General features: G+C 37.2%; 17 protein-coding genes, 1 tRNA gene and 1 pseudogene. 13 read left to right on the top strand and 6 right to left on the bottom strand.

The features are described 5' to 3' along the window. Nucleotides 1–8: 8 nt before the first annotated feature. On the bottom strand, nucleotides 9–2,759 hold the full coding sequence (glnE, locus tag CDA10_RS11310) for a bifunctional [glutamate--ammonia ligase]-adenylyl-L-tyrosine phosphorylase/[glutamate--ammonia-ligase] adenylyltransferase (RefSeq protein WP_089605705.1): 2,751 nt from the start codon (nucleotides 2,757–2,759) through the stop codon (nucleotides 9–11). Nucleotides 2,760–2,916: 157 nt separating this feature from the next. Next, nucleotides 2,917–4,179: a sensor histidine kinase gene (locus tag CDA10_RS11305; protein ID WP_089605704.1), complete on the bottom strand. Its 1,263-nt coding sequence runs from the start codon at nucleotides 4,177–4,179 to the stop codon at nucleotides 2,917–2,919. A 547-nt stretch (nucleotides 4,180–4,726) separates the two neighbouring features. On the opposite strand from CDA10_RS11305, the gene CDA10_RS11300 reads away from it, so the two are divergent. Continuing rightward, complete coding sequence (locus tag CDA10_RS11300; protein ID WP_089605703.1) at nucleotides 4,727–6,961, top strand: NADP-dependent isocitrate dehydrogenase; 2,235 nt, start codon at nucleotides 4,727–4,729, stop codon at nucleotides 6,959–6,961. An 84-nt stretch (nucleotides 6,962–7,045) separates the two neighbouring features. Here CDA10_RS11300 and CDA10_RS17195 read toward each other — a convergent pair whose 3' ends face one another. Beyond that, nucleotides 7,046–7,219: an integrase core domain-containing protein gene (locus tag CDA10_RS17195; RefSeq protein WP_157909356.1), complete on the bottom strand. Its 174-nt coding sequence runs from the start codon at nucleotides 7,217–7,219 to the stop codon at nucleotides 7,046–7,048. A 462-nt stretch (nucleotides 7,220–7,681) separates the two neighbouring features. After that, entirely contained in the window at nucleotides 7,682–8,854 is a 1,173-nt protein-coding gene (locus tag CDA10_RS11290) for an OmpP1/FadL family transporter (RefSeq protein ID WP_089605701.1), read from the bottom strand. A 1,391-nt stretch (nucleotides 8,855–10,245) separates the two neighbouring features. Between CDA10_RS11290 and CDA10_RS11285 the strand changes: the two genes are divergently transcribed. The 3 genes from CDA10_RS11285 to CDA10_RS11275 all read left to right on the top strand — a co-directional run bounded on the left by CDA10_RS11285 (nucleotide 10,246) and on the right by CDA10_RS11275 (nucleotide 15,741). Beyond that, nucleotides 10,246–10,992, top strand: coding sequence for a helix-turn-helix transcriptional regulator (locus CDA10_RS11285; protein WP_157909355.1), 747 nt, complete (start codon nucleotides 10,246–10,248; stop codon nucleotides 10,990–10,992). 251 nt (nucleotides 10,993–11,243) lie between these two features. Next, nucleotides 11,244–13,133: an AMP-binding protein gene (locus tag CDA10_RS11280; protein WP_157909354.1), complete on the top strand. Its 1,890-nt coding sequence runs from the start codon at nucleotides 11,244–11,246 to the stop codon at nucleotides 13,131–13,133. Between the two features lie 655 nt (nucleotides 13,134–13,788). Then, nucleotides 13,789–15,741 carry an amidohydrolase gene (locus tag CDA10_RS11275; RefSeq protein ID WP_089605698.1) on the top strand — a complete coding sequence of 651 codons (1,953 nt, stop codon included), beginning with the start codon at nucleotides 13,789–13,791 and terminating at the stop codon, nucleotides 15,739–15,741. Between the two features lie 167 nt (nucleotides 15,742–15,908). Here CDA10_RS11275 and CDA10_RS17215 read toward each other — a convergent pair. Further along, nucleotides 15,909–16,010, bottom strand: a pseudogene (locus CDA10_RS17215) (hydrolase or metal-binding protein); the annotation flags it as partial. Between the two features lie 192 nt (nucleotides 16,011–16,202). Beyond that, nucleotides 16,203–16,289: transfer RNA gene (locus CDA10_RS11265), tRNA-Leu, on the bottom strand. Nucleotides 16,290–16,472: 183 nt separating this feature from the next. Here CDA10_RS11265 and queA point away from each other — a divergent pair. The 9 genes from queA (at nucleotide 16,473) to secF (ending at nucleotide 26,028) form a co-directional block, all read left to right on the top strand. Then, a complete protein-coding gene (gene queA, locus CDA10_RS11260; protein ID WP_089605819.1) occupies nucleotides 16,473–17,507 on the top strand; it encodes a tRNA preQ1(34) S-adenosylmethionine ribosyltransferase-isomerase QueA in 1,035 nt (344 codons plus the stop codon). A gap of 246 nt (nucleotides 17,508–17,753) precedes the next feature. Further along, a complete protein-coding gene (locus CDA10_RS11255) occupies nucleotides 17,754–18,779 on the top strand; it encodes a hypothetical protein (RefSeq protein WP_089605697.1) in 1,026 nt (341 codons plus the stop codon). 19 nt (nucleotides 18,780–18,798) lie between these two features. Next, a complete protein-coding gene (locus tag CDA10_RS11250; protein ID WP_089605696.1) occupies nucleotides 18,799–19,365 on the top strand; it encodes a LemA family protein in 567 nt (188 codons plus the stop codon). A gap of 493 nt (nucleotides 19,366–19,858) precedes the next feature. After that, entirely contained in the window at nucleotides 19,859–20,680 is an 822-nt protein-coding gene (locus CDA10_RS11245) for a DUF4303 domain-containing protein (protein ID WP_089605695.1), read from the top strand. 96 nt (nucleotides 20,681–20,776) lie between these two features. Continuing rightward, nucleotides 20,777–21,193, top strand: a complete 417-nt coding sequence (locus CDA10_RS11240) for a hypothetical protein (protein WP_089605694.1) — start codon at nucleotides 20,777–20,779, stop codon at nucleotides 21,191–21,193. 307 nt (nucleotides 21,194–21,500) lie between these two features. Next, nucleotides 21,501–22,631 carry a tRNA guanosine(34) transglycosylase Tgt gene (gene tgt / locus CDA10_RS11235; RefSeq protein WP_089605693.1) on the top strand — a complete coding sequence of 377 codons (1,131 nt, stop codon included), beginning with the start codon at nucleotides 21,501–21,503 and terminating at the stop codon, nucleotides 22,629–22,631. Nucleotides 22,632–22,764: 133 nt separating this feature from the next. Next, nucleotides 22,765–23,094, top strand: coding sequence for a preprotein translocase subunit YajC (gene yajC, locus CDA10_RS11230; RefSeq protein ID WP_089605692.1), 330 nt, complete (start codon nucleotides 22,765–22,767; stop codon nucleotides 23,092–23,094). A 52-nt stretch (nucleotides 23,095–23,146) separates the two neighbouring features. Beyond that, nucleotides 23,147–25,048, top strand: coding sequence for a protein translocase subunit SecD (gene secD / locus CDA10_RS11225; protein ID WP_089605691.1), 1,902 nt, complete (start codon nucleotides 23,147–23,149; stop codon nucleotides 25,046–25,048). Between the two features lie 8 nt (nucleotides 25,049–25,056). After that, complete coding sequence (gene secF / locus CDA10_RS11220; protein WP_089605690.1) at nucleotides 25,057–26,028, top strand: protein translocase subunit SecF; 972 nt, start codon at nucleotides 25,057–25,059, stop codon at nucleotides 26,026–26,028. Nucleotides 26,029–26,192 lie beyond the last annotated feature (164 nt).

Here is a 26,192-nt window from a genome sequence, read left to right as displayed (position 1 = left end):
TTATACAATTATTCACTTTCCACAACGAAAGTCGCTGTTGGATCAATTAATCTTTGCCACAACTTGCAAACGACCTCTCGGGTATCTTGCCAATCCTTAGCATTGACTTGCATATTATGGTTTGCAAGTGCTAAACGATGGCTTTCGGCACGTTCACTGAGATAAGCTTGAATCAAGGCTGATGCATCATCACTGGATAAGCGATTTGCTTTTGCAGCGTCTTCTAGGATTCGTACATTGTCGGAATAATGGGCGAGATCTTGATTCGTCCCACTCCAGGCTAACACCATATACTGTGCCATAAATTCAATGTCAACGATACCACCTGCATCTTGTTTTAAATGAAAAATACCATCTTTTTTCTGTTCTTTTGATGAACCCAGATGATCTTTCATTTTCTGACGCATGTTCAATACTTCTTGACGAACTGTTTCTTCTTCTCTCGGTAATGTGAGAATTCGACAACGTAATTCTTCAAACTTTACTCTTAAACTCTGCTCACCTGCAATTGAACGTGCACGAACAATCGCCTGATGTTCCCACAACCATGCGTTTTTAAGTTGGTATTGTTCAAAAGCTTTGAGACTTGTAACCAATAAACCTGCTTCACCAGAAGGACGTAGACGGGTATCAATTTCATAAACTCGTCCATCTAAGGTCTGTGTCGTCATTAGCGATAGAAATTTTTGTGCAACCCGTATCGCAAACTCAAAACCACTAATCACCTTATGACCATCTGTATCCGCTTGCTCATCCATATAGTGAATAAAAACAAGATCTAAATCAGAACCATAGCCCAGTTCTATACCACCAACTTTGCCATAGCCAATCACGGTATAAGCCATGTGATCCAATGAACAACGTTTGCCTTCAACATCAACGGGATAACCATGACGTTTCGCCACAGTTTGGTAAGCGAGATTTAAAGTCGCATTCACAGACACTTCTGCAATATCTGTTAATGCGTCAGATACTTTCATTAAAGGGCTTTCTGCAAGTACATCACTCGCAGCCACGGTCAGTACATTGGATTTTTTGAATAAACGTAAAACCCGCATTTGATCTTCAACTTGATCAATCTCGATGCGTAACAATTGCTGACGTAAGGAATCTTCCAAGTCTTTGCGTTTTGGTAATTCAAAGTCCATCGATAAAAATTCATCGAGCAACACTGGATAATGCGTCAGTTCTTCACAAATCCATGGACTCACTGTTGCCATTTTAACCAAACGTTGCAATGCACCTTTGCTTTCTATCAGCATGACCAAATACACGGTACGACGCATCACAGATTCAACCAATGGCATCAAGCGCATCAATGCAGTTTGAGGTTTATCCGATTGTAGAATAGCTTCAATCAGATGTGGCCAAAACTCTTTTAAACGTTGAACCGCTTTTGCAGGGAGTTTTTTGATTGCATGTCCAAACCAAAACTCATGGATCAAATTCTTGGCATTACCATCCAATACAGCTTCAAGCTGTTGTTCTAATTGACTAAAACTTTCTGTTGGCGATTCAAGCCCTTTTTCTTTAATGAGATGTTCAAACTGATAAATCACTTTATTGCGCTTTTGATTTAAAAACGCAGTAAAACTTTCCCAACTCTCAAAACCCAAAGTATCTGTAATGCGTTGGCGTAGCTCAGGTTCTGTCGGTAAAGACTGCGTCTGTTGATCATTTAAAGCTTGAATCGCGTGTTCAACACGACGTAAGAATAAATAGGCATCTTCAAGATCCAATACCGATTGATGATCCAATAAACCGACTTCACCTAAGTGCTGCAAACTGACCAAACACTGGCGGTCTTGTAGTTCTAATTTAGATCCACCATAAATCAGTTGGAAAACCTGCACAATAAATTCAACTTCACGAATCCCGCCTGCACCCAACTTTATATCATCTGCAATATTACGACGTGCCACTTCTCGTTCGATCATGGCTTTCATTTCACGCATTGCTTCAAAAGCGGTGTAATCCACGTATTTACGAAATACGAATGGGCGCGTCATATCTAAAAGTTCTGCACCATCTTTCCCACCAGAAACTACACGAGCTTTAATCCATGCATAACGTTCCCATTCACGTCCATGCTGACTTAAATATTTTTCTAAAGCAGCGTGACTAATCGCAAGTGCTGAACCATCACCCCAAGGACGTAAGCGCATATCGACCCGGAACACAAAACCATCTGCGGTAATATGCTCCAACAGATAAATAATTTTCTGTCCCCAATGAATACAAAATTGCTGAACATCAATACATTTACGTCCATTGGTTTCACCTTGTTCATCAAAGGCAAAGATTAAGTCAATATCACTGGATAAATTCAGCTCTTGTGCGCCTAATTTACCCATGGCAATGACAATCAAATCTTGAATATTGCCACCATAACCAACAGGGTCACCATGCTTGGCGACCAATGGAATACGTGCAAAATCTTTTGCAACATTGATACTCGCATCGGCAAAATCTGAAAGTTCACGTGTCAAAGTAACAACATCTGTAAGCTGATTAGCATCTTGCCAAATCCAACGAAACATTAACCGTGCACGTAAAATACGTAGGGTTTTCATCCAGACCCTTTCATCTTGAATATTAACTAATTCACTTTGAACCAACTGCTGTATTTGTTGTGTATTGAGTGATTGCTGAAATTGGTCTATTGCATAATCTTGTTCTAAAGTAACTTGATGTAAACCTAATACTTGTTCTGCATACTGACTTGCATGTAATGTTTTGTGCAATTGCTCAGCGTTCATTGGGGAAAGCTCGTACGTCTATTTTCTCAGTTTATTTATAGCAGTTTGGTTTAGATTTAGGGGAAGATTTTGTATTTTTATTAAAATATTAAGACCATAAAATAAGCGATTATTCTTTATTGCCAAAAAATTTAAATGAGTACTTTTAAATTCTTGTTCAAGTTTGCTCAGTTTCATTAGAAGCTAAGGTTAAATGTGGTTCTTTTGCGATAGGTAATAACACTTTAAATGTCGTACCTTGACCTTTGTTTGATGTTACCGAAATTTCACCATGATTCAGGTCAACAAAACGCTTACAGAGCACTAAACCCAAACCTGTACCCTTTTCTCCTGTTGTGCCCTTTAAACTTATTTTTATTTTCGGCTCAAAAACTTGATCAATTTGGGATTGAGTCATACCAAGCCCTGAATCTTTGATCATAATTTCAATATTTTGTCCCATACTTTTTGCTGTAACACTGACTTTTCCAGTTCCATCGGTATGAGTAAATTTCAAAGCATTGGACACTAAGTTTTGAATGATTGATGTCACCATATTCATATCGGCATAGACTGACAAATCAGGTGGAACATCTTCAATCAACTCTATATTTTTCTTCACTGCTAATGTATTTAATACGTCATAAACTATTCTAGAGGTTTGTTTCAATTTAAAATTAATCGGATGATATTCAAAACGCCCACCTTCCGACATCGCCCAATTGAGTAAATTTTCAAGCAAAGAATACGTTGATTGCAGTGTTTCATATAAATAATTGGCAATATTTTGAGCATTATCATCATCCAAAGTTTCTCGTTCATTGGCGAGGACATCTGAAAAACCAATCAATCCATGAAATGGTGCACGTAAATCATGCGCAATCACTTGAAAGAATTTTGTCTTGCTAAAATTTAATGCTCGTTCTTGTTCATACAATTCATAATAATCTTCAGATTCAAAATTTCTTTGTAATGTTGTAATCAGTCCTATGGTTAATTCTTTTAATAAATCTAACTGGTTATCTGTAAATTCTAGCTGTTGATGATCAAAGAAATAAACATGAGCAATCGACTCTTGCATTTCAAATCGTAGGTCATAACACAACAAACGACTATGTTCGATACCCAATTGGGATAAATGTGTTGAGAGTTTTTGATAGTGCGGGTGGTTTGGAGTAATAACAAAATCATTTTCAAAATAGGCAGCAAAGTTTTTTTTATTTTGTACTAAAAGCGCTTTAAAATTATTTTCTTCGGATGCAACCCATTTATAAGGTTCATTATGAAAGGTAAAAAGTGCATTTTCGACATTCAGAATTGCTCGAGCAATTCGCATATAACGTTCAATTTTATTATCAGACGTATAAACACCTAAAAGTAAAGACAACTTACAAGCACTGAGCTGGTCTGTTTGATGAGCTTCTAAAACGTCCAATCTCATATTCACCTCATCTTGCCTTTCAGTTAATGAAGCAGCTTATGTAAAACAACCTTAAGGTATAATGTCGTGTATTTAATCCTTCAAAAATTAAAGAAATTTAATCTATCTACAAAACATAATATTTACAAATATTCACATAAAATAATATAACAGTTATATTTTCAAATAAAACTAAATCTATTTAAATTTCGATAAAATTCATCCTTTTTTGTATCAATTTAAATTATTGTGTGATTGCTGATTGATTTATTCAGTAAAAACCCAAAGCTAACATCATTTTATTTTTATTGAATCTGTTCTAAAAATCTAAAATTTAAAATCTACCCCGATTAGATTAGGTAGAAATGACATCACACAAAATAACTAAACCAATAAACAACATAGCTGTAGTGGTATTTCATAGCGAAATGTCGTTATCACAGAACTCACGTTGACTGAGATGCAATGAAGGTCGATACTCTTAAGGTTTTAATTTAGCAAATCGGTTCACAGGATGAGCGATTCAAACCTCACTCCTCAAAACTCTATTCAATGTAAGGGGCTATATATGGCTGGTGGAAAGTCAACAATCATTTACACACTGACCGACGAGGCGCCATTGTTGGCGACTTATTCGCTGCTGCCGATCATTGAGACTTTTACTAAGCCGGCAGGCGTCGAGATCGTCAAAACTGACATCTCAGTGGCCGCACGTGTACTCTCAGAATTCACAGAATTTTTAACTGACGAGCAAAAAGTACCGAATAACCTAGCTGAACTCGGTCGTCTTACTCAAGATCCAGATACAAACATTATCAAACTGCCAAATATTAGTGCTTCAGTTGCGCAGTTAACAGCGTGTATCAAAGAGCTTCAATCAAACGGTTATGCTATTCCTGATTATCCGGAAAATCCAACGACTGATGAAGAGAAAGAACTCAAAGCACGTTATGGTAAATGCTTAGGCTCGGCAGTAAATCCTGTTTTGCGTGAAGGTAATTCTGACCGTCGTGCACCTGCTGCAGTAAAAAACTATGCGAAGAAACATCCGCATTCAATGAGTGAATGGAAACAGTGGTCACAAACTCACGTTTCGCACATGGAAGAAGGTGATTTCTATCACGGCGAAAAGTCCATGACACTTGATGGTGCACGCAATGTAAAAATGGAACTCATCACAAAACGTGGTGAGAGCATTGTATTAAAACCAAAAGTTGCATTGTTAGATGGCGAAGTCATCGATTCAATGTTCATGAGCAAAAAAGCACTTTGTGATTTCTATGAAAAAGAGCTTGATGATTGCCGTGATGCAGGAATCTTGTTCTCATTACACGTAAAAGCAACGATGATGAAGGTTTCACACCCAATCGTATTTGGTCACTGTGTTAAAATTTACTACAAAGATGCATTCGAGAAACACGGTAAGTTATTTGACGAATTAGGTATCAATGTCAATAACGGTATGGCTGGTTTATACGAGAAAATCGGAACACTACCTACATCATTACGTGAAGAGATCATCGAAGATCTTCATGCATGCCAAGAACACCGCCCTGCTCTCGCAATGGTAGATTCAGCGAAAGGCATCACCAACTTCCATTCACCTAACGACATTATTGTAGATGCCTCTATGCCTGCAATGATTCGTGGTGGTGGTAAAATGTGGGGTGCGGATGGTAAGCAGTACGATTGTAAAGCTGTAATGCCTGAATCAACTTTCGCACGTATTTACCAAGAAATGATCAATTTCTGTAAATGGAATGGTAACTTCGACCCACGTACAATGGGTACTGTGCCGAACGTTGGTTTGATGGCGCAGAAAGCTGAAGAATACGGTTCACACGACAAAACTTTCGAAATTACTGAAGCTGGTGTTGCCAATATCACTGATCTTGACACGGGCGAAGTGTTAATGTCACAAAATGTGGAAGAAGGCGATATCTGGCGTATGTGTCAGGTGAAAGATGCACCTATCCGTGACTGGGTAAAACTTGCAGTAACGCGCGCGCGCAACTCAGGTATGCCAGCAATCTTCTGGTTAGACCCATACCGTCCACATGAAAATGAATTGATCAAGAAAGTTGAAAAATACTTGAAAGAGCATGATACAACGGGTCTTGATATTCAAATCATGTCTCAAGTACGTGCAATGCGTTATACACTTGAACGTGTAGCGCGTGGTCTAGATACAATTTCAGTGACTGGTAATATCTTACGTGACTACTTGACCGACCTATTCCCTATTATGGAACTGGGTACTTCTGCAAAAATGTTATCTATCGTTCCGTTAATGGCGGGCGGTGGTATGTATGAAACAGGTGCAGGTGGTTCAGCACCGAAACACGTACAACAGCTTGTTGAAGAAAACCACTTGCGTTGGGATTCTCTAGGTGAATTCTTAGCATTGGCTGTTTCTTTAGAAGAGTTAGGTATTAAAGAAGACAATGTACGTGCTAAGTTATTGGCTACGACATTGGATCAAGCGACTGGTCAATTACTGGATAATGACAAATCACCATCACGTCGTACTGGTGAATTAGATAACCGTGGTAGCCATTTCTACCTTGCAAAATTCTGGGCTGAAGCACTTGCTGCTCAAAATGATGATGCTGAATTGAAAGCTAAGTTTGCACCTCTTGCAAAAGCATTGGCTGAAAATGAAGACAAAATCATTGCAGAACTTGCAGCTGCTCAAGGTAAGCCAGCGGATATTGGTGGTTACTACGCAGTTGATACAGCTAAAGTTGAAGCGGTAATGCGTCCAAGCGCAACATTAAATGCAACACTTGCAGCAGCTCAATAAGTTAAATACAACGCTGATTGAATCAGTGGTGTGTCTCGCTTTGAAATAGGTTGACAGTTTTAAGCAATGAATTGCTTCCTATTTCTAAAGTCGATTTATAGACGCCTGATGTACGACATCAGGCGTTTTATATTGTAAAGATAAATGTGGCCTCATAGTATTATACGCTTCAATTGACTCCACAATCATCAATCGGGCTTGTTCTAGATCACGTGGTTTTTTCAATAGAAATTCTTGTTTTAATATTCCTTTGAGCAAGTAATATTGGATGCTTTCTAAAACGATGATGGCTATTCGTTGTCTTATGATAAGGGCGTCTAGGTCTGATCAACATATTTGCACTACGTAATACATTGAACAAACTATTCCACCCTAACTTAATTTTTAAAGCTTGAAAGCGTGACTTAAGTAAAAAATATAATTTGCGAGTTCCTAATCGTGGTAAACATAATCTTTCATTCATCACAAGTTCCACTATACGCTTTTTGTTATTTTCTAAAAATTACTGAAAACCTTTACCTCATTCTCAGCTTGATCATAATTATTTTTGAAAAACACAGAAAAAATAACGTACCCTCACTACACTTACGCTATCCTTAAATACACTGTTAACCTATCTATGAAAAACTCACCCTTCTATTAAAAAGCCCTTCTATTAAAAAGCCCTTCTTCCATCATTTCAGGAAGAAGGAAAATATCAATCTTGTAAAATAAAATGAATTATTTAGACTTATAAGAGAGTTTCATACCTATGGCATAGCCTGTATTGTCTTGGAAATCTCCCACGATACGACCGCCTGATACTTCACCTTTAGCGTCACCAAACCACATATAGCGACCGCCCAAACTGAATGCGACATTTTTATTAATATTATACTTTGCCGCTAAACCCGCCCCCCAGTAGCCTTGAACAGGACCTAACGTTGATGCTGGCTCACCAGAGCCTGAATCCCACGAACCAGAGACTGAAATTGCAAGGTTTGGATTTAAACGCTTACCAACACCAATTTCGACAGCAGTTTGGTCGTCATGATAATCCACCAAAGGTAAGCCACGTCCAATAGCAGCCTGTGTTGCAGCTTTTAACACAGATGGATAGTAGGCGAAATCACTCCATGGCACCCAACGAACTTTTGCATACAATGAGGTCGTCTGATTTAAACCTGTTTGCATATTTAAGTTCACAGATTCAGGTGTCGTAATGTTACCTTTATTCTGATGTGAATAATTACCAGCGAATATGATATCTGCCAGAGGAACATCTTCATTTACTGTTGATTCATGTTCAACTTCAGAACGGTAAGTTAGTGAGGCTAAAATCCCCTTTTCTGGCTTGGCATAACTCATCCCTGCAACCCAACCTACTGCAAGATCTTCAAAAGTCATGTTATAACCACTATTTAAGCCATAAGTTTTACCACGTAAATGTGTTTCAGCCGAAATCTCTTGTAATGTAGGACCACCATAAATCATGAAGTTTTTATTGAGGTTATAGCTCAATAAAGTCGTAATGTTTTTCGATTTAACTTCAACACGCGTTGCAGCATCTGATGCAGATAAATTGGTTGCAACAAAATTATTCTCACCTTTAAATTTTACTTTTGCACCATAAGGCTCATCAAAGATTAACGCCAAACGTAGACTTGGACTCAAGTCAGTTTTTACTGCATAACCGACTGTTTGAAAATCTTCTGCCATATCTGAAACATGATTACCACTGATATCTTTACCAGAAACATCTGGTCCAAGATGAGTATAACTAATTTCAGCATAAGTGCCTGATTCAAATAAAGCATCAATTTGCTGTGAAGAACGCTCAAGGCCTGCGGCGTAAGTATCACCTGCAAATATCGATAACATAACAACCATGAGATGCTTTTGATTCAACTTCATGTCTAATCCTTTAGTTAAAATTTAAATCAGTAACTGCCTATCATTTCCTCTGACAAGCATTTACCTTCTTTAATTAAATAATTGTTTATTTAACCCTGATGAATGATCCTTAATTTTCATTAAGGCGTATTTAATCCAACCTCTTTAAAAAAGAAATTAGCTTTAAATATTTATTTAATACGTAAATAAATTGAATAATTTAGAATAGCAATATGGAAAATCTATACGAAACAACATTTTGTATTTATATAATTCACCACTAAAACTCCTTTTCAATTTCGAAAGCATTTCATTAAATTTATGCATAATTTAAAATTAATGATTACTTTAATTCCTACCTAGCACATCTCAATTTTATATCGATGTTTTTCGATAAAATAAATGTTGCTAAAATTTCATAACTATCCCTAATTATGAACACTTTAAACATATGACCTATATAGCTCACTCAATCATTGAGTAAACTTTTTATAAATATTATGTTCTGATGGTTTTCTTACTATTAAGCTGAACCAGCAATAAGGAATACTTTCCATTTATGCTTTAATGAATGGATCCATTTCCTTCAAATAGAAATTTATACATCCTCGATCATATTGGCTTGTATCAAACAGCTGTTTTGCATGATAAATTTCAAAAAATACAAAATTAGGAGTATAAACAAGTTGCCTCAGCTTCCTTTTCAAAATATAAATAATTGAATAATAATGTTTTTAAATATATTAAACCTTTTGCACAAGTGATTGCTTTAACGTCTTTTGACTTTATGAACTTATCAAAATCATAGCTTATAGTTGTTCAAATTTTCTCTTTTACAAGAAGTTTATTATCCAAAATATCCATTCTAGTCTTTTTAAATTTAGTATTATTCACTTACAAAAAATCTGCCCGTGAGTTAAACCAAGTATCAGCATTATTAAAGCATAAGCTTCCCTAATTAACCATTTTCATTCTTTACAAACCATAGATTTTAAATAATAATTTCATTATTAAGCCAAATTCAATGGCCTGTTTTAAGATCGACTTCTGATTTACCCATGATAGATTTGGAATATTTTGCTATTTCACCAAATTTAGAATACAACTAAAATTTTTCAAATTATATTAGCGACCAAAATTAAATAAAGTTATGATGAATAAGATAACCTTTATATTATTTATATAATATAGGTATCACTCTTCTCGAAACTCAAAATAATTTGCTTTTATAAATTTACGAATAGGAAAATCAACATAGATGTTTTGACTTGTCTTATTAACGTTAAGTCTAATTTCAATGTAGAAATATTCAACCTATTCTCTCCCAACATTGCAGGAAGCAAATATTGAACAGGGAAAATATGCAAAACTCAATTGAACGAACTCCTATACGCGCACATCTAAGTGAACATATGGTCATAATTAACGCTCAGGCTGTTGAAACAGGTCCGACGCGCAGACCTGCTACTGTTCTGATTTGGTCGACTACAGATGAAAAAATTGCATTTTCAGATTCACAAGGAAAACTGTTGTTTGAAGGAAAAGCAGCTTTAGTTGCACCAGAGGTTGTACGCCGTTTACGGACCACCAATAGTATGTTTTTTAGTCTAAATTTTGAACCAGGCAATCGTCATTTTCTGCCACTTTCGAGATTGGTTGCTCATCAAGATTTCATGCCACTCCAATTTGATCGATTCTCTGAGCTTTCAGATGAACTCCAATCTCGTTTTGAGCTAGCTGATTATAAAGGTATTGAAGAACTATCTGACGAATTGGCACTCACCCTTTTACCACGTACAAATGCCAAACACCTACGAGATGAACGAATTGATCTACTTTTACCTTTACTTGAAAGAAATCAACCTCCTGAACTGAATTCTCTTGCCAAAATGTTACATCTTTCAAAAGATCGATTGTCTCATTTATTCACTGATGACATTGGAATGCCTCTTAGATCGTATGTACTATGGCGACGTTATCGACGTGCACTTCTAGCACTTCAAAGTGGTGAAAAAATTGCGACCGTCGCACATCGTGTTGGATTTTATGATCATGCACAAATGAGTCGAACATTTTTGACATTGTTTGGTTATTCGCCATCAATTCTAAAATGCCCTAAATTCATTCGTATTTCAGGTATTCAGTCCATGCTAGACTAAATATCAGCTTTCTTTATTATTGCAATTAGGACATCTGTCTACAAAATTTTGTGACAACGCCTAGCACATAAAAATTAAAAATAAATGAGTTTCAAAACTGAATAAAAAAATCGTTAAATTAGCCCTATCGATTCTGTTTTGTAAGTTGAATATCACATTCATCCTGCAAAACAGCTGTTTAATACAAGCCAGCATTACCAAGAATGTATAAATTTCCATCACAATGAAATACAAAGGAAATGAGTGCTTATATGGATAATACTCCTCATTCTTGGCATGGTGGTCTAAATACACTTTCAGACATTGAACGCTTTGAAAGTGAAAAAATACTTGCTGAACGCATTCCAGAAACAGTTCATCAACTGTTCGTAAATGCTGCTCAACAATACGGTGAAAAAACTGCTCTAGCCATCGTCATGACTGGTGAAGAGAGCGAAAAACCTCGTACCTTATCCTATACTGAATTCTTAAGTCAGATAAATCGTACTGCAAACTTGTTTGCTGAACTTGCTGGAGCAGGGGCTGGTATCGCTTATATTTTACCAACATTAATTGAAGCACAGGTTGTATTGTGGGCCGCAGAAACTTCAGGTTATGCAGTCCCTCTGAACCCTCTTTTAAATGCAGATCATCTAGCTGATCTTTTCATTGCATCAAATGCACAAGTACTTGTAGTTCCAAGCTCTAGCCTTGCTCCACAAATATGGGAAAAAACCGAAACTATCCGTGCCCGATGTCCTAAGTTAACACTGATTGTCATCTCCTCTCCAGAAAGCCATACTGAGGAAAGCACCATTGATTTTCATAAGGCTATTGCACTTCAACCCGAAGATCATCTTAAATTTACTTTGGATGAACACTCAAATCGTGTAATTGCTTACTTCCATACAGGTGGTACAACCTCAGCACCAAAACTTGTTGCACATACCCATCTTAATCAACTCACCGCCGCACTAGGTTCAGCTGCATTATTAGACATCCGTACCAATGATATTGTGACGAATGGCATGCCAATGTTCCATGTCGGTGGAACTATTGTAAGTAGCTTGGCATTTTTTCTTTCTGGTGCAACAGTACTCATATTGTCACCAACAGGTTTTCGTAACCCACTCATGGTTCAACGCTTCTGGCGAATTATAGAAAATCATAACGTTACGGTACTTGGAGCTGTTCCAACTGCAATTTCGGCAATTCTAGAACACCCTATTAATGGCGATTTGTCTCAAGTCCGACTCGCAATTACAGGATCTGCCGCTACACCCAAAACTTTGGCAAAGAAATTTATGAGTGAAACAGGTCTTTCACTTCACGAAATCTTGGGTATGACCGAATCTGGTGGTGCAACTGCTATCGACCCCGCTGGTGTAGAGGCGACAATAGGAAGTGTTGGACTTCGTTTACCATATACCCAATTAACGATTCGTCAAAGACAGACTGATGGTCGTTTCGGTGATAAATGCCCTCCATGTGAATTAGGTTTACTTGTCGTTAGTGGCCCAACTGTTAGTCCTGGTTATCTCGACTCATCGCAAGGTGCAGAGAATTTTAATAATGGCTACTTAAATAGCGGAGATATGGGATATCTCGATGAAACAGGACGGCTCTTTTTGTCTGGTCGAGCAAAAGATTTAATTATTCGAGGCGGGCATAATATTGACCCTGTTCAAATTGAAGATGTACTTATAGCCCATCCAGCTGTTGCATCAGCTGCTGCAGTCGGTCAGCCCGATGCTTATGCAGGTGAGCGCCCAGTCTGTTACGTCACACTTAAACCGAATCAAACCGTAACTGCTGAAGAGTTATTGATTGTAGCCCAACGAGATATTCCAGAACGACCAGCATGGCCATCCGCAATTCATATTTTAGATGAACTACCTCTCACTGCTGTCGGCAAAGTTTATAAACCTGCTCTACGAGCCAATGCTGCACTGCGTGTCATTACACCACTGATTACACACGCCGCTGGAACATCATTACTCGATGTAAAATCCGTTGATGGTGGTGCAAAAGGTTTAATCATTGAGGTTCGACTGAGTGATGTTCAAGCTCTTCAATCCGTACAAGATATCCTTGGACAATTTACAGTTGCCAGTCATGTACGAATCGATGGAGCAACATCCTCGTCATTACCCCTCAATTAAACAGTTTAAGTATTAAAGCAGCAGGACAACATCCCTAAGCTGTCCTTGCTCTTTACTACTTTTTATAAATTTTTACTCTGAAATATCAATGTGCGTTGGATGAAATATGAAACTTTCAACGCTTAAGTATTGTTTTGCAGCATTGCATAGAAACTTGTTGCAACTCTCAAATTGAAAGTAAGAGCCAAAATTGTCTCTTCATTAATAAGTTCTAAAGGATTGGAACATGAATACTGAAAATAAAGAAGTAATCTTATTGATTTTAAAAACGTTAATACCGTCAGTGTATTTGTCTTGTTTGACAAATATTGCAGATAAACATACCCGATTTAAAATGCAAAGTCTAAATAGTATCTCGCTCAAACTTTGCAATAAATTCGATAATTCAATTATGGTCTATATTACAAAACATTGTTATGACTCCCCATCAATAAGCAATTTTTCTATAAGCCAAATGTCTAGATTAGTAAATTTTAAAACAAAAATTTGAAATATCTATTTTATTAAAAGGTAGTTCAGCAATAGTTCGCAAAACACCTTTCGCAAAGTGCTTTTATTACTTTAAGCCAATGTAATTTATAAATTAAAAATCATTAAACATATGTTTTTAATTTTTATATTACTCATTTTTTTATAGTTCATGGAATGAAACTCAATGAAAAACTCACGTACAACACTATCATCCGTTCTACTATTGTCAGCTTTATCTAGCTATACAAATGCACAGGACACTACAGCCAACCCTCGTCCAGAAATTACCAATAATGGTGAAGAGATCATCATTTACCCAGCGAAAAAAGTCATTACGATGGAATCCTCACAAAAAGAGGCTACCGCGGTTTCAGTCAGAGGTAAAAAAATTATTGGGGTGGGAACTGTTGCTCAACTTAAAAAACAGGCTGGCAAGTCATCAATTAAAATCAATGATCAATTTAAAGATAAAATCATTATGCCGGGGTTTATCGATCAACACTTACACCCTGTCCTTGGTGCGCTCACGCTTGCAACCGAAGTAATTGCCACTGAAGATTGGAATTTACCCGACCATACATTCAAAGCAGCTCACTCTTCCGAAGAATACCTTGCTAAACTTAAGCAAGCAGACGCCAATTTAAAAGATCCAAATGAACTATTGATCAGTTGGGGATATCATAAACTATGGCACGGACCGATTGACCGAGCGACATTGGATAAGATCAGCCCAACACGCCCGATTATAATTTGGCAGCGTTCTTGCCATGAAGTGTACTTGAACACAGCTGCACTCAAGTTAATGAATCTGAAGCAAGAAGACTTTGCAAATCTGGGGCCTGCCAGCAAGATGATGGACTATGCGGCTGGACATTTTTGGGAACAGGGTTTTATGGAAACCGCAGTCATGCCTAAGTTTTTAGGTTTAGTGGCTACACCTAAACGACTGACTTTCGGTTTAAAACAAATGATAGCCTATACCCATGCCAATGGTATTACTGCCTACAATGAGCCGGGGGCAATCGCTACACCTGAAATGTGGAAACTATATGAACAGATTTTAGGTGCTGATGACACCCCAATGTATTCCACTTTCTTGGCTGATGGCCGTGCCATCGTGAATAAAGTCGGCCTAGAGAATGCATTACCTGCGGTCGAAGCTGCCATTGCGAAAGCCCCTGAGACTTCAGGCAAAAAAATCATGTTCTTCCCAAAACAAATTAAACTTTTTGCAGATGGTGCGATTATCTCCCAATTTATGCAAATGAAAGAACCGTATACCGATGGTCATCATGGCGAATGGATGATTGAACCTGAAGACTTGGAGCGCCGTGCTAAATTATTCTGGGATGCTGGCTACCAATTACATATCCATGTGAATGGTGATCATGGTACTGATGTTGTACTTGCAACATTAAAGAAACGTATGCAAGAAAATCCGAAGATGGATCATCGTTTTGTCGTCGTACATTTTGCCAATTCAACAGAAGAACAAATTGTAGAGTTAGCTAAAAATGGGGCCATCTTTAGTGTAAACCCTTACTACCCTGTCGGTTTTGCAGATAAGTTTGTAGAGGGTTTAGGTCGTAAACGTGCAGATACAATGGTGCGTAGTGCCTCCATTTTAAAACAAACACCGCATCTTTCCTTCCATTCTGACTTACCAGTAGCACCTGCTGATCCTTTGTATTTAGCATGGACTGGTGTGAACCGTATAACGGTTAATGGCCGGGTTGCTGCGCCAGAACAGCGAATTAGTGTCGACGCTGCTTTACGTGCCATTACTATTGAAGCGGCTTATTCTTGGCGCAAAGAAGATTTACTCGGAAGCATTCAATCTGGGAAAATTGCCAACTTTACGATTCTTGAACAAGACCCGTATAAAGTTGACCCAATCAAACTTAAAGATGTTCCTGTTTGGGGTACGATATTTGAAGGAAGAGTCTTCCCGATTACCGTAAAAAATAAGCATACAGCCACACCAACAACACTTACATCGACGTATAAAGTTGCAAATTCAAACTATCATTCAGATGTATTCGCACATGCCCATCATGAAAGTGATAATTGCCAATTGGCATACATTTCACAGCAGATTGTTCTGGCGTATACAAACAATTTAAAAAAAATTAGTTAAAGATTAATAGGCTTTTAGTAATCGTCTCCAAATATGACTCAAAATAAATCATATTTGGAGATACCTAAGTGATATTTAGTTCAATCAATCTAATTTAATATTTCAACTGACTGCTGCAACCCCCTGCTGAATACCCTGTACAAAACCTTCCTCCTGATTGAATTTAGGCTTTGAGTTGTGGACTTGCCTCTAAGTGTGAGTTGTAGAGGTAGGCATGAAAGTAAGCCATTGGATGCTACATGGTAATAACTCAGTCGTGCGTCCAAAGTTCAAATGCTGTTACACCTGAGTACCCAAACAAAAATCAAATACTCATTCGGGTACTTATTTTACGAAGTAACCACCTGAAATGTGGTTAATGAAATCTCAATGATGCAAAGTAGAGGTTAGTCTAAATCATTAATTATAGGCAATAAAAAAGCCCTCAAGTCTAAATATGCTTGAGGGCTTTTCCAGATATCTGGTCCCGAGGGTCGGACTCGAACCGACACGTCATCGCTGACAGTGGATTTTGAGTCCACCGCGTCTACCAATTTCACCACCTCGGGAGAGGTTGTGTGCGTATAATAACGCGTTTAACTTTCTTGTCAACGACAAGTTATTATATTTGATTAATTTTAAATCATATCGCGTTTTTTTGGATTATAAAGCATCAATTTCAGCCATTAATTTGAAAAAAGACTATACTAGCCAAAGTTTTTAATTTTTAAATGCCAAATATTCTCTCCATGATGCAACTCTCTGATTTTAAATTTGATCTCCCTGACGAACTGATTGCTCGTTACCCGCTAGAAACGCGTAGTGCATCTCGCCTATTACATTTAAATGCTGATGGCTCTTACCAAGATCACCAGTTTACCGACATTCTCGACTTATTTAATGACGGTGACTTAATCATTTTAAATGATACCAAAGTCATGAAAGCTCGACTCAAAGGTAAACGTGCTTCAGGTGGTGCAATTGAAGTTTTAGTTGAACGTATTTTCGACCAGACGATTGCGCATTGTCATATTAAAGCCAGTAACTCTCCTAAAGCAGGTGCAGAGCTTTTTATTGGGCCTGATGAAGTTAAAGTGACCGTCACAGGTCGCCATGAAAATTTATATATTGTTGAATTTTCACAACCGATTTTAAAAGTTTTGGATTTGTACGGTCAGCTTCCTATTCCACCCTACTTTAATCGTGAAGCAGAAGATATTGATACTAAACGCTATCAAACGGTATTTAATGATCCAAATAAATTGGCGAGCGTTGCAGCGCCTACTGCCAGCTTACATTTCGATGAAGCTTTACTAGAAAAGCTAGAACAAAAGAATATTCAAAAAGCTTTTGTGACCTTACATGTCGGTGCAGGTACGTTTCTACCTGTACGCACAGACAATATTGAAAATCACATCATGCATAGTGAATGGTGTGACGTACCTGAAGAAACCGTCAAACTCATTCAAGAAACCAAAGCACGAGGCAATAAAGTCATCGCTGTTGGTACTACAGCAACACGTGCTTTAGAAAGTGCAGCACAAGCTTGTGGTGGTAAAATTGGGGCGTGGACTGGAGATACTCAAATCTTTATTTATCCAGGTTATCAATTTTGTGTTGTGGATCGTTTGATTACCAACTTCCATTTACCTGAATCAACATTGTTAATGTTAGTTTCGGCACTTTCCAAAAGTGACTATATTTTAAATGCCTATAAACATGCTGTAGACAGTCAATATCGCTTCTTCAGCTATGGTGACGCCATGTTGATTGAGAATGCCAACTAAATCCAGATTGGTATGAGATAAGGCGTTATATACATATTGCGCCTTATCTTAAAAGTTACAAAGCGATAACGCATCACAAAAGCGTCCCTTTCGACAATGCACAATTAGATTCTTTTCTGATTAAATTTATTGCATAATCATTTAACTAGAACATATTAAAATCATTTATTTTTAGTTATCTTGAATGTCCGAATCACACCTCAATGCTAATCTCCACGATTAAAATAAGCCCTTTTAGACTCTTATATGCCTATAGAAACTGTTGAACGACTGCTTCACATTCGAACTAAGAAAAATCAGCATGTGATGCGAAATATTGCTCGTCTTTGGGAAATTGGTCAAAAGGCTCAATCCGCTCAAGATATTTTGGATGGATTACATCCGTGGGGGGAAAATAAAGAATTGTATTTTCACAATCTCATTCCTCGATTTTTGTTTATTTGTGGTGTATTCACAGCCTTATTTGGGTTGCTGATCCATCAATACATTCCCTATCCACTGAGTTTATTGGCCGCTGTATTGTGTTGTTTTTTGGCTTATTTAATTTATGAAGAACGCGATCCAATTGATGATGTCATCTATTTTCTAGAACAACGTATCATGTTGCTACGTTACGACTTACATTACAACAAAGCACCTAAGCATATTCCAACAACAACCAATACCTTATTGATGATGAGTAAGCTTAAACAAAATTTTCCATTCTTCTCTCAAGGCAATCTGTCGAATGAAATAGAACAGTTTGCTTCGACGACATGGTTTGATGGCGAACAAGAGCATCATATTATGCTTTTTCATTATCACTATGTGGATGAGTATTCGCTTCCAAATCGTCAAGGTGAAAAACAAAAAATTAAGGAAATACATAAAAACCAATGGGGTGCTTTTGTATTTCAGATGCCTGCGCTCGGATTTGCTGCCAGCAATCAACATGATGAATTTATTGCACCTTATACTCAAGTTTGGAAAACCAGTGATATTTTAGTGAATCAAAAGTTACACATTTTTGGTTTAAATCAACATCAACTTGCACGAACAATCAGTCCAAGTATTACACTAAAATTAAGTGATTTTTTTCAACATTATTCAGGCGATATTGTTTATCATTTTGAGGAAAATATGTTGTGTTATATGGGAGATCAGAACCTCTTTAATATTTCACGTAAGAAACAAAATTTAAATGATATTTCGCTTTTGAGGGGACATTTAAGAACATTAACCATGCCTGAATATGAAAAATTCAAACGATGCATGTTAAACTTAATTTCATAATTTATAAGGAATAATCAAAATGGGGTTAATCATATTTATTGGGATTTTTATCATTCTCATGGTTTGGGGAGTTCTGATCCGAAATAATATCGTGCGTTATTTCAATGCGACTAAGCGTGCATGGGCAGAGGTTGCCAATTTTGAACGTCAAAAGGTAAAGACTTTAGAAAGCTTAGAACAAACCTTAGCGCAATATACTCAATTTGAAAAATCAACATTAGAAAAAGTAACAGAATTACGCCAACAGATTTTAAATTTAAACCTGAATAATACGGATGTTTCTCAACTTCAACACATTGAAAAATTAAACCAAGATTTGATGAAAAGTTTGAATGTTGTGGTTGAAAACTATCCTGAACTTAAAGCAGATACGTTGTATGCCAAAATGATGGATGATATTCAGGAACAAAACGAAAATGTGGGCGCAGCAATCACGATTTTTAACCGTAATGTTGAAGAGTTTAATAACACAATTGAAGTTTTTCCGAACAATATGATCAATACCATCACATTAGCAAAGAAATCAATTCGCCCTTTCTCTGATCATGTTGTTACACAAAATTTTGATTATAAACCAAATTTCTAAGCCTTCCTTGCCTTCAAAATCCATTCTAGAAATATCTGTTCTGTGCAAATATAAATGGCGGAACAGAATGTTTAACACGATTTATTCCATATAATTTTAAAGAAAAACTGAATAAATAGCCGATAATAGTGTTTTTTATTTAACAAATTTAATATAAAATGCATACCAAATCACAATTATTCACTTTAATTGTTTTGGCATTTGCCTGTTTTTAAATTTCGACCAAAACAATCTTAAAGCAATATGGCTTGTGATCTAAGCCCTTTGATTATAGCAATGACCTGAAATTTATATTGATTATAAGTGCAATGAATACAAATGAATGGATAGCGTAGCTATTTTCAAAAGAAGGATAAGCAAGACAAAAGTCATTTATTTACATACTTTTCCATTGCTTCTATTTCTTAAAAGCTGGTGCAACAGACTGAGGGTCAATAAAAAATTTGATCTTATTTTAGAAAAATGAAAATGTTTAAATCATGTAGAGATGGCAATGCCTAACCAAGTAGAAAAACAGCAAGTCCTGCTTAAAACATTGATTATTGATGCCTTTCAGCAATTCTATTATCGTTATAAAAAACATGCACTTTATGCTTTTGTCATCGAAGTGGATGAAAACTCGACTCTACAAAATTTTTTAGTCTCTACAGAAGCTTCCATTTTTAGTGATGTTGAAGATAAACATCAATATTTACTTGAACAAGACAAGTGGAATCTAAGCAAATGGAAGTATCGCAATAAAATAAGTGAAGAAAATAAACAGATTCTCAATAAAGATCGTCATTTTTCAGAACAGGATTCTGTTATCTCCCTTATATTTCAAGATATTTACCCACAACAAGATCACCAAGAAAAGCTCAATTTTTATTTAGACATATTTACCAAAGCCATTGGGTATGTGACTAAAATTTATAATCTAGATCGTTCTCAGATTATCTTCTTAATAAATGTAAAAAATCAACAAAATACAATTCTAGAAACTGCTCAAGAGCTGAATCCTCCATCATCATTATTATTTGAATTTATTGCAGATTTTAAAATTCAATCTAAAGCCAAAGATCAACGACCAATTAAACTCAATCAAGCAGATAAAGATCTACTCATCGATTTAGCGCAAATCGTAGAAATGGTTGAACCATTCGATTCATTATTTGTCGCGCATCAAGCCTATTTACTCACATTTGAACATGAATTTAATGAAGCAAATCTTCATATTCAAAATTTAGTTCGACATATTTCAACGATAGATAACCATGACTTTGCACTAAGTAAGGAAGACATCATTGAAAGAATTCATTATTTTTATAAAATATAAAAAATGACATCTCGATTTTTTCTGATATTTTTCCATTGACTAAAAAAACAACTGATTTCTTTACAACAAAACAATCTAAAGATTGGAGAATATTCGATGTTAAAAAAACTACTTATGATGTTATGCCTATGCTTCCTATGGCAAGCGCCAGCTCAAGCCAAAGGTTTACTGGTGTTTAATACTGGGGATGAGATGTTTAAAGTGGGGGCATTTCCACAACAAGTTTTAAGCCAATATGAAGAACTTAAAGACTTGAATGTTGGATATAAATGTAGCCACTTTGGTGTTTTATGGGCAGATGTCAAAACTTGGGATTGTACACTCGTCGGAATGACCGATGCAGAACCTGATACTTTTTACGAGTTGCCTTCAGATGTTGTGACCTCACTAAGTACAAATCCTGAATATCAAGAAAATAAAATGCAACGTAACTTTTGGAATCATTATGGAATTTTCATCATGATTTTATTGGTTGTTGGTTTTATTGTGATTGGACGCTTCTCTAAAAAATAGAATTAAATTCGGTAATATAAATACTTATTTAAAAATTAGATAACAAGTAAAGTGAGCAATGGCTTGCTTTATTTGTTTTAGAATATCGAAAAGTAAACAGGTTCATTCACAATATCTTTTAAAAATTAACAGACAATAACTTTGCTTTACGCCCATAAAAATTAAATCATACCGCCCAAGCCCAGTTTTAAAATTTAAACATAATCAAAAACAACATGACTGGTATTCGACCACAAAATCAGGGAAAATAGTCTCCTTTTGCTATTATCAATCAGCGGACTGTTTTTCCGCCAGATTTAGGTCATTTATGAAGTTTGAAAAATTAGGTCAGTCGGGGCGTGCCCGTCGTGGTCGTTTAACTTTAGAACATGGTGTGATTGAAACACCTGTTTTCATGCCTGTAGGTACTTACGGTACTGTTAAAGGTATGCTTCCTCGCGATATTGAAGATATCAAAGCACAAATTATTTTAGGTAATACCTTTCATCTTTATTTAAGACCCGGTTTAGATGTTATTCGTGAACATGGTGGCTTACATGAGTTTATGAAATGGGGCAAACCGATTTTAACCGATTCAGGTGGCTTCCAAGTCTTCAGTTTAGGCGCAATGCGTAAAATTAAAGAAGAAGGTGTAACCTTCCGCTCACCGATTGATGGCTCAAAAGTTTTCTTATCGCCTGAAATTTCAATGGATATTCAACATACATTGAACTCAGATATCGTGATGATTTTTGATGAATGTACGCCTTATCCTGCAACTCATGAAGAAGCTCAAAAATCATTGCAGCTTTCTTTGCGTTGGGCTAAGCGTTGTAAAACGCAACATCACGATGTACTGAAAAATAGAAATGCATTATTCGGAATCATTCAGGGTGGCATGTATGAAGACTTGCGTGAAGAGTCTTTAAATGGTCTAAAAGAAATTGATTTTGATGGTTTTGCGATTGGTGGTTTATCCGTCGGTGAACCTAAAGAAGAAATGATCAAAGTTTTAGATTATCTACCTGCGCAAATGCCTGAAGATAAACCGCGTTATTTGATGGGTGTCGGTAAACCAGAAGATATCGTTGAAGCGATTCGTCGCGGTGTCGATATGTTTGACTGCGTGATGCCAACTCGAAATGCACGAAATGGACATTATTTTGTGACTGACGGTTTAGTGCGTATTCGTAACAGTCAATATCGTCATGATCAACGTCCATTAGACCCGCATTGTGATTGTTATACCTGTACTAACTTTACCCGTGCTTATTTATTCCATTTAGAAAAATGTGGAGAAATGCTCGCGTCAATGCTAGGTACCATCCATAACTTGCGTTATTACCAACGTTTTACTCAAGATATTCGTGATGCATTAGACAATGGAACTTTTGACGAATACGTTGCAGATTTCTATCAACGTCGTGGTTTAGAAGTTCCGCCTTGCCCTGAGAACTAATGCCCCAATATAAATCTGCATTGAAGATTCATTCAACAGTATTTGCGCTGAACTCCAAGACAAGGTAAATTGCTGAACAAGTCAATTTAAAAGTCATGAAAATGACAAAATTTTTTAACTTTAGGAAACTGAAATGAGCTTATTTATTTCTTCTGCTCACGCTGCAGCAGCTCCCGCTCAAGGGCCAGGTATGATGGCAAACTTATTGATGATTGCTGTATTCGTTGCAATTTTCTATTTCCTCATTTGGCGCCCTCAAGCAAAACGTGCAAAAGAACACCGTACTTTAATCGAAAGTTTAGGTGTAGGCAGTGAAGTTGTATTTGCTGGCGGCTTAATGGGTCGCATCATGAAAATTGATGGTGACTTTGCAGTTGTTGAATTAAGCAAAGGAAATGAAGTAAAAGTACAACGTGCAAGTGTTATTTCAGTACTTCCTGAAGGCACATTAAATAACCTTTAATCATAAAACGGTCGTGCATGAGCACGACTTTTTCATTTTAAGAAGAAAACGAATGCGTTACCCTGCATGGAAATATATATTGATCCTAGTTGTACTTGTGATCAGTACATTATACGCACTGCCAAGTCTGTATCCTGATGAACCTGCTGTTCAAATTTCTGGCGCCAAGGCTGGTACCACAATTGATCAGACAGTGATACAAAAAGCAGAGCAAATTTTAAAAAGCGAAAATATTAACAGTCATGATAATACTTTCACCAATAACGCTGCTCTTCTACGCTTAAGTACATCTGAAGCACAGTTGAAAGCAAAAGATGCATTGAGCAAAGGCTTAGGTGAAAACTATACTGTTGCATTAAACCTTGCACCAACCACACCTGAGTGGTTGCAGAAAATTGGTGCTAAACCAATGAAGCTTGGTTTGGACTTGCGTGGTGGCGTTCATTTTCTACTTGAAGTAGATATGGATAAAGCCATTGCACAGCGTATGGAAACATCTGCATCTGATTTGCGTCGTGAATTCCGCGAAAATAAAGTCAAGTTCAACAGCTTAACTTTAAATAACAACACGATTACGATTCAGTTTGCTAATAATGATGACCGTGCTACTGTCATGGACTTTTTACGTCGTGAAGGTAATAAATATAACCAACAAGCTTTAGCAACAGACTCGGGTTCTACGCTAAAACTGACCTATAACGATACAACTAAGCAAGAAATCCAATCTTATGCATTGAACCAAAACTTAACGACTTTACGTAATCGTATTAACGAACTTGGTGTCGCTGAGGCATTGGTACAAAGCCAAGGTAGCAACCGTATTGTGGTTGAACTTCCAGGTGTGCAAGATACTGCTGAAGCGAAACGCGTCTTAGGTCGTACGGCGAACTTAGAATTCCGTTTGGTTTCTGATTTAAATGATCAATATATTGACCGCTTTACGGGTAAATATAATGGTCAACCATTACCACCAGGGACTGAAGTTTTTGCTTATGAGTCTTTGGACAGTGGTAAAGAGCTTTTATTGAATCGTAACCGCATCTTAACGGGTGAACGTGTTCAAAATGCATCAAGTGGTTTTAGCCAAGATACTGGTGGCTCTGAAGTAAACATTACTCTAGACACCGCGGGTGGTAAGTTATTATCTGACGCAACACGTAATGCTGTCGGTAAACGTATGGCAGTACTGTTTATTGAAAATAAACAGAAAATTACTTCTGTTGCAGATCCTGTAACAGGTACAATGACTGAAGTTCGTACCCCTTATACTGAATCTGTAGTGATCAACGCTGCGACTATTCAAGCTGTATTGGGTTCTTCATTCCGTATTACAGGCTTAGATTCGCCACAAGAATCAGCAGAACTTGCATTGATGCTACGTGCAGGTGCATTGGCTGCGCCGATGTACTTTGTAGAAGAACGTGTCGTTGGGCCTAGCTTAGGTCAAGAAAACATCGATAAAGGTGTGACCTCTACAGTTGTAGGTTTCCTCCTTGTCGCATTGTGGATGGTTATTTTCTTCCGCCTATTCGGTTTAATTGCAGATTTTGCACTCGTGGTAAACTTAGCAATGTTACTGACCATCATGTCGTGGATTGGCGCATCCCTCACCCTTCCAGGTATTGCAGGTATCGTTATTACCATTGGTATGGCTGTCGATGCCAACGTACTAATTTGTGAGCGAATACGAGAAGAAATGCGTTGGGGCGCTTCGCCTAAACAAGCCATTATTGCGGGTTATGATCGAGCATATAACACCATTCTCGACTCAAACTTAACCACTTTCTTGGTTGCGTTTATCTTGTTTGCTATTGGTACTGGCCCAATCAAAGGCTTTGCTGTCACATTGATGATTGGTATTGTTTGTTCGATGTTTACTTCAATTACAGTAACACGTGCAATTATCCAGTTAATCTATGGCAAAAAACGTAACTTGAATAAGTTGAGCATATAAGGAGATCTATGATGACTGATGTGACTCAACCGAAAAAGAAATACGGACGCCCAGATGATGAGCACGTAATTAACTTTATGAAGATTGCCAAACCAGCGGCAATCATCTCTATCATCCTAACGATTGCTAGCCTTTTCTTTATTGTCACCAAAGGACTAAACCTTGGTTTAGACTTTACTGGTGGTGTTTCTGCAGAATTGAACTATCAATCTGCGGCAAAACCTTCTGAAGTTATTGCAACTTTAGATAAAGCAGGCTTTAAAGATGCTGTGGTACAAACCTTGGGAAGTAACAAAGACCTCATCGTGCGTATGCCTCCACAAGACGTCAATGTTGAAGACTTAAGTAATTCGTTAACTAAAGCGGTTCAATTACCAAACAACCCTGCTGTCGTGCATAAAGTCGACTCGGTGGGTGGTCAAGTCGGTAATGAACTTTATTTACGTTCTGCGGGTGCTGTGGCACTGGCTATGCTACTGATGTTGATCTATGTCACCATCCGCTTTGAGTTTAAACTCGCAGTGGGTGCAGTACTTTCATTACTACATGACGTAATCGTGACCATTGGTATCTTTGCAATGATGCAATGGCCATTTGACTTAACCGTACTGGCAGCAGTCTTGGCATTAATCGGTTTCTCATTGAACGATAACATCGTTGTATCGGATCGTATTCGTGAGAACTTCCGTAAGATTCGCGGCGCTTCACCACTCGAAATCGTTAATATTGCTTTGACCGAAACCTTAAAACGTACCATTCATACTTCTATGACATTATTGCTGGTTGTACTTGCAATGATGTTCTTAGGTGGTGATGGTTTACATTGGTTCTCGGTTGCAATGTTTATTGGTGTATTTGTCGGTACTTATTCTTCGATTTATATCGGTACTGCGTTTGCACTATGGCGTGGTCTAAACCGTCAGGACTTTATTGTACAAGTTAAACCTGAGTTTGAAGATGAAGAGCATATTCCTCATTAATTCTCAGTTTTAGGCTAAAAATAGCTCATCTTCGGATGTAATACTGATCAGTTAAGAGTAATTGAGTAATTACTCATTTAAGAATCTCCCCTAACCCCTCTTTAAAAAGAGGGGAACTATCGAGAATCTAAAATAATTTTAGATTATTGATACTCCCTCCTTTT

It is taken from the genome of Acinetobacter piscicola (assembly GCF_002233755.1).
Lineage (GTDB): Bacteria > Pseudomonadota > Gammaproteobacteria > Pseudomonadales > Moraxellaceae > Acinetobacter > Acinetobacter piscicola.
The sequence above is the reverse complement of the archived record's forward strand: the minus strand, read 5'-3'. Positions and strand labels throughout refer to the sequence as shown.

Coding starts and splice junctions, on each gene's coding strand:
- CDA10_RS11240 (WP_089605694.1), top strand. CDS start 20,777: ATGTTAAAAAAACTACTTATGATGTTATGCCTATGCTTCCTATGGCAA.
- CDA10_RS11255 (WP_089605697.1), top strand. CDS start 17,754: ATGCCTATAGAAACTGTTGAACGACTGCTTCACATTCGAACTAAGAAA.
- CDA10_RS11280 (WP_157909354.1), top strand. CDS start 11,244: ATGGATAATACTCCTCATTCTTGGCATGGTGGTCTAAATACACTTTCA.
- glnE (WP_089605705.1), bottom strand. CDS start 2,759: ATGAACGCTGAGCAATTGCACAAAACATTACATGCAAGTCAGTATGCA.
- yajC (WP_089605692.1), top strand. CDS start 22,765: ATGAGCTTATTTATTTCTTCTGCTCACGCTGCAGCAGCTCCCGCTCAA.
- CDA10_RS11300 (WP_089605703.1), top strand. CDS start 4,727: ATGGCTGGTGGAAAGTCAACAATCATTTACACACTGACCGACGAGGCG.
- CDA10_RS11285 (WP_157909355.1), top strand. CDS start 10,246: ATGGTCATAATTAACGCTCAGGCTGTTGAAACAGGTCCGACGCGCAGA.
- CDA10_RS11290 (WP_089605701.1), bottom strand. CDS start 8,854: ATGAAGTTGAATCAAAAGCATCTCATGGTTGTTATGTTATCGATATTT.
- tgt (WP_089605693.1), top strand. CDS start 21,501: ATGAAGTTTGAAAAATTAGGTCAGTCGGGGCGTGCCCGTCGTGGTCGT.
- CDA10_RS11245 (WP_089605695.1), top strand. CDS start 19,859: ATGCCTAACCAAGTAGAAAAACAGCAAGTCCTGCTTAAAACATTGATT.
- CDA10_RS11305 (WP_089605704.1), bottom strand. CDS start 4,179: ATGAGATTGGACGTTTTAGAAGCTCATCAAACAGACCAGCTCAGTGCT.
- secD (WP_089605691.1), top strand. CDS start 23,147: ATGCGTTACCCTGCATGGAAATATATATTGATCCTAGTTGTACTTGTG.
- CDA10_RS11275 (WP_089605698.1), top strand. CDS start 13,789: ATGAAAAACTCACGTACAACACTATCATCCGTTCTACTATTGTCAGCT.
- CDA10_RS11250 (WP_089605696.1), top strand. CDS start 18,799: ATGGGGTTAATCATATTTATTGGGATTTTTATCATTCTCATGGTTTGG.
- secF (WP_089605690.1), top strand. CDS start 25,057: ATGATGACTGATGTGACTCAACCGAAAAAGAAATACGGACGCCCAGAT.
- queA (WP_089605819.1), top strand. CDS start 16,473: ATGCAACTCTCTGATTTTAAATTTGATCTCCCTGACGAACTGATTGCT.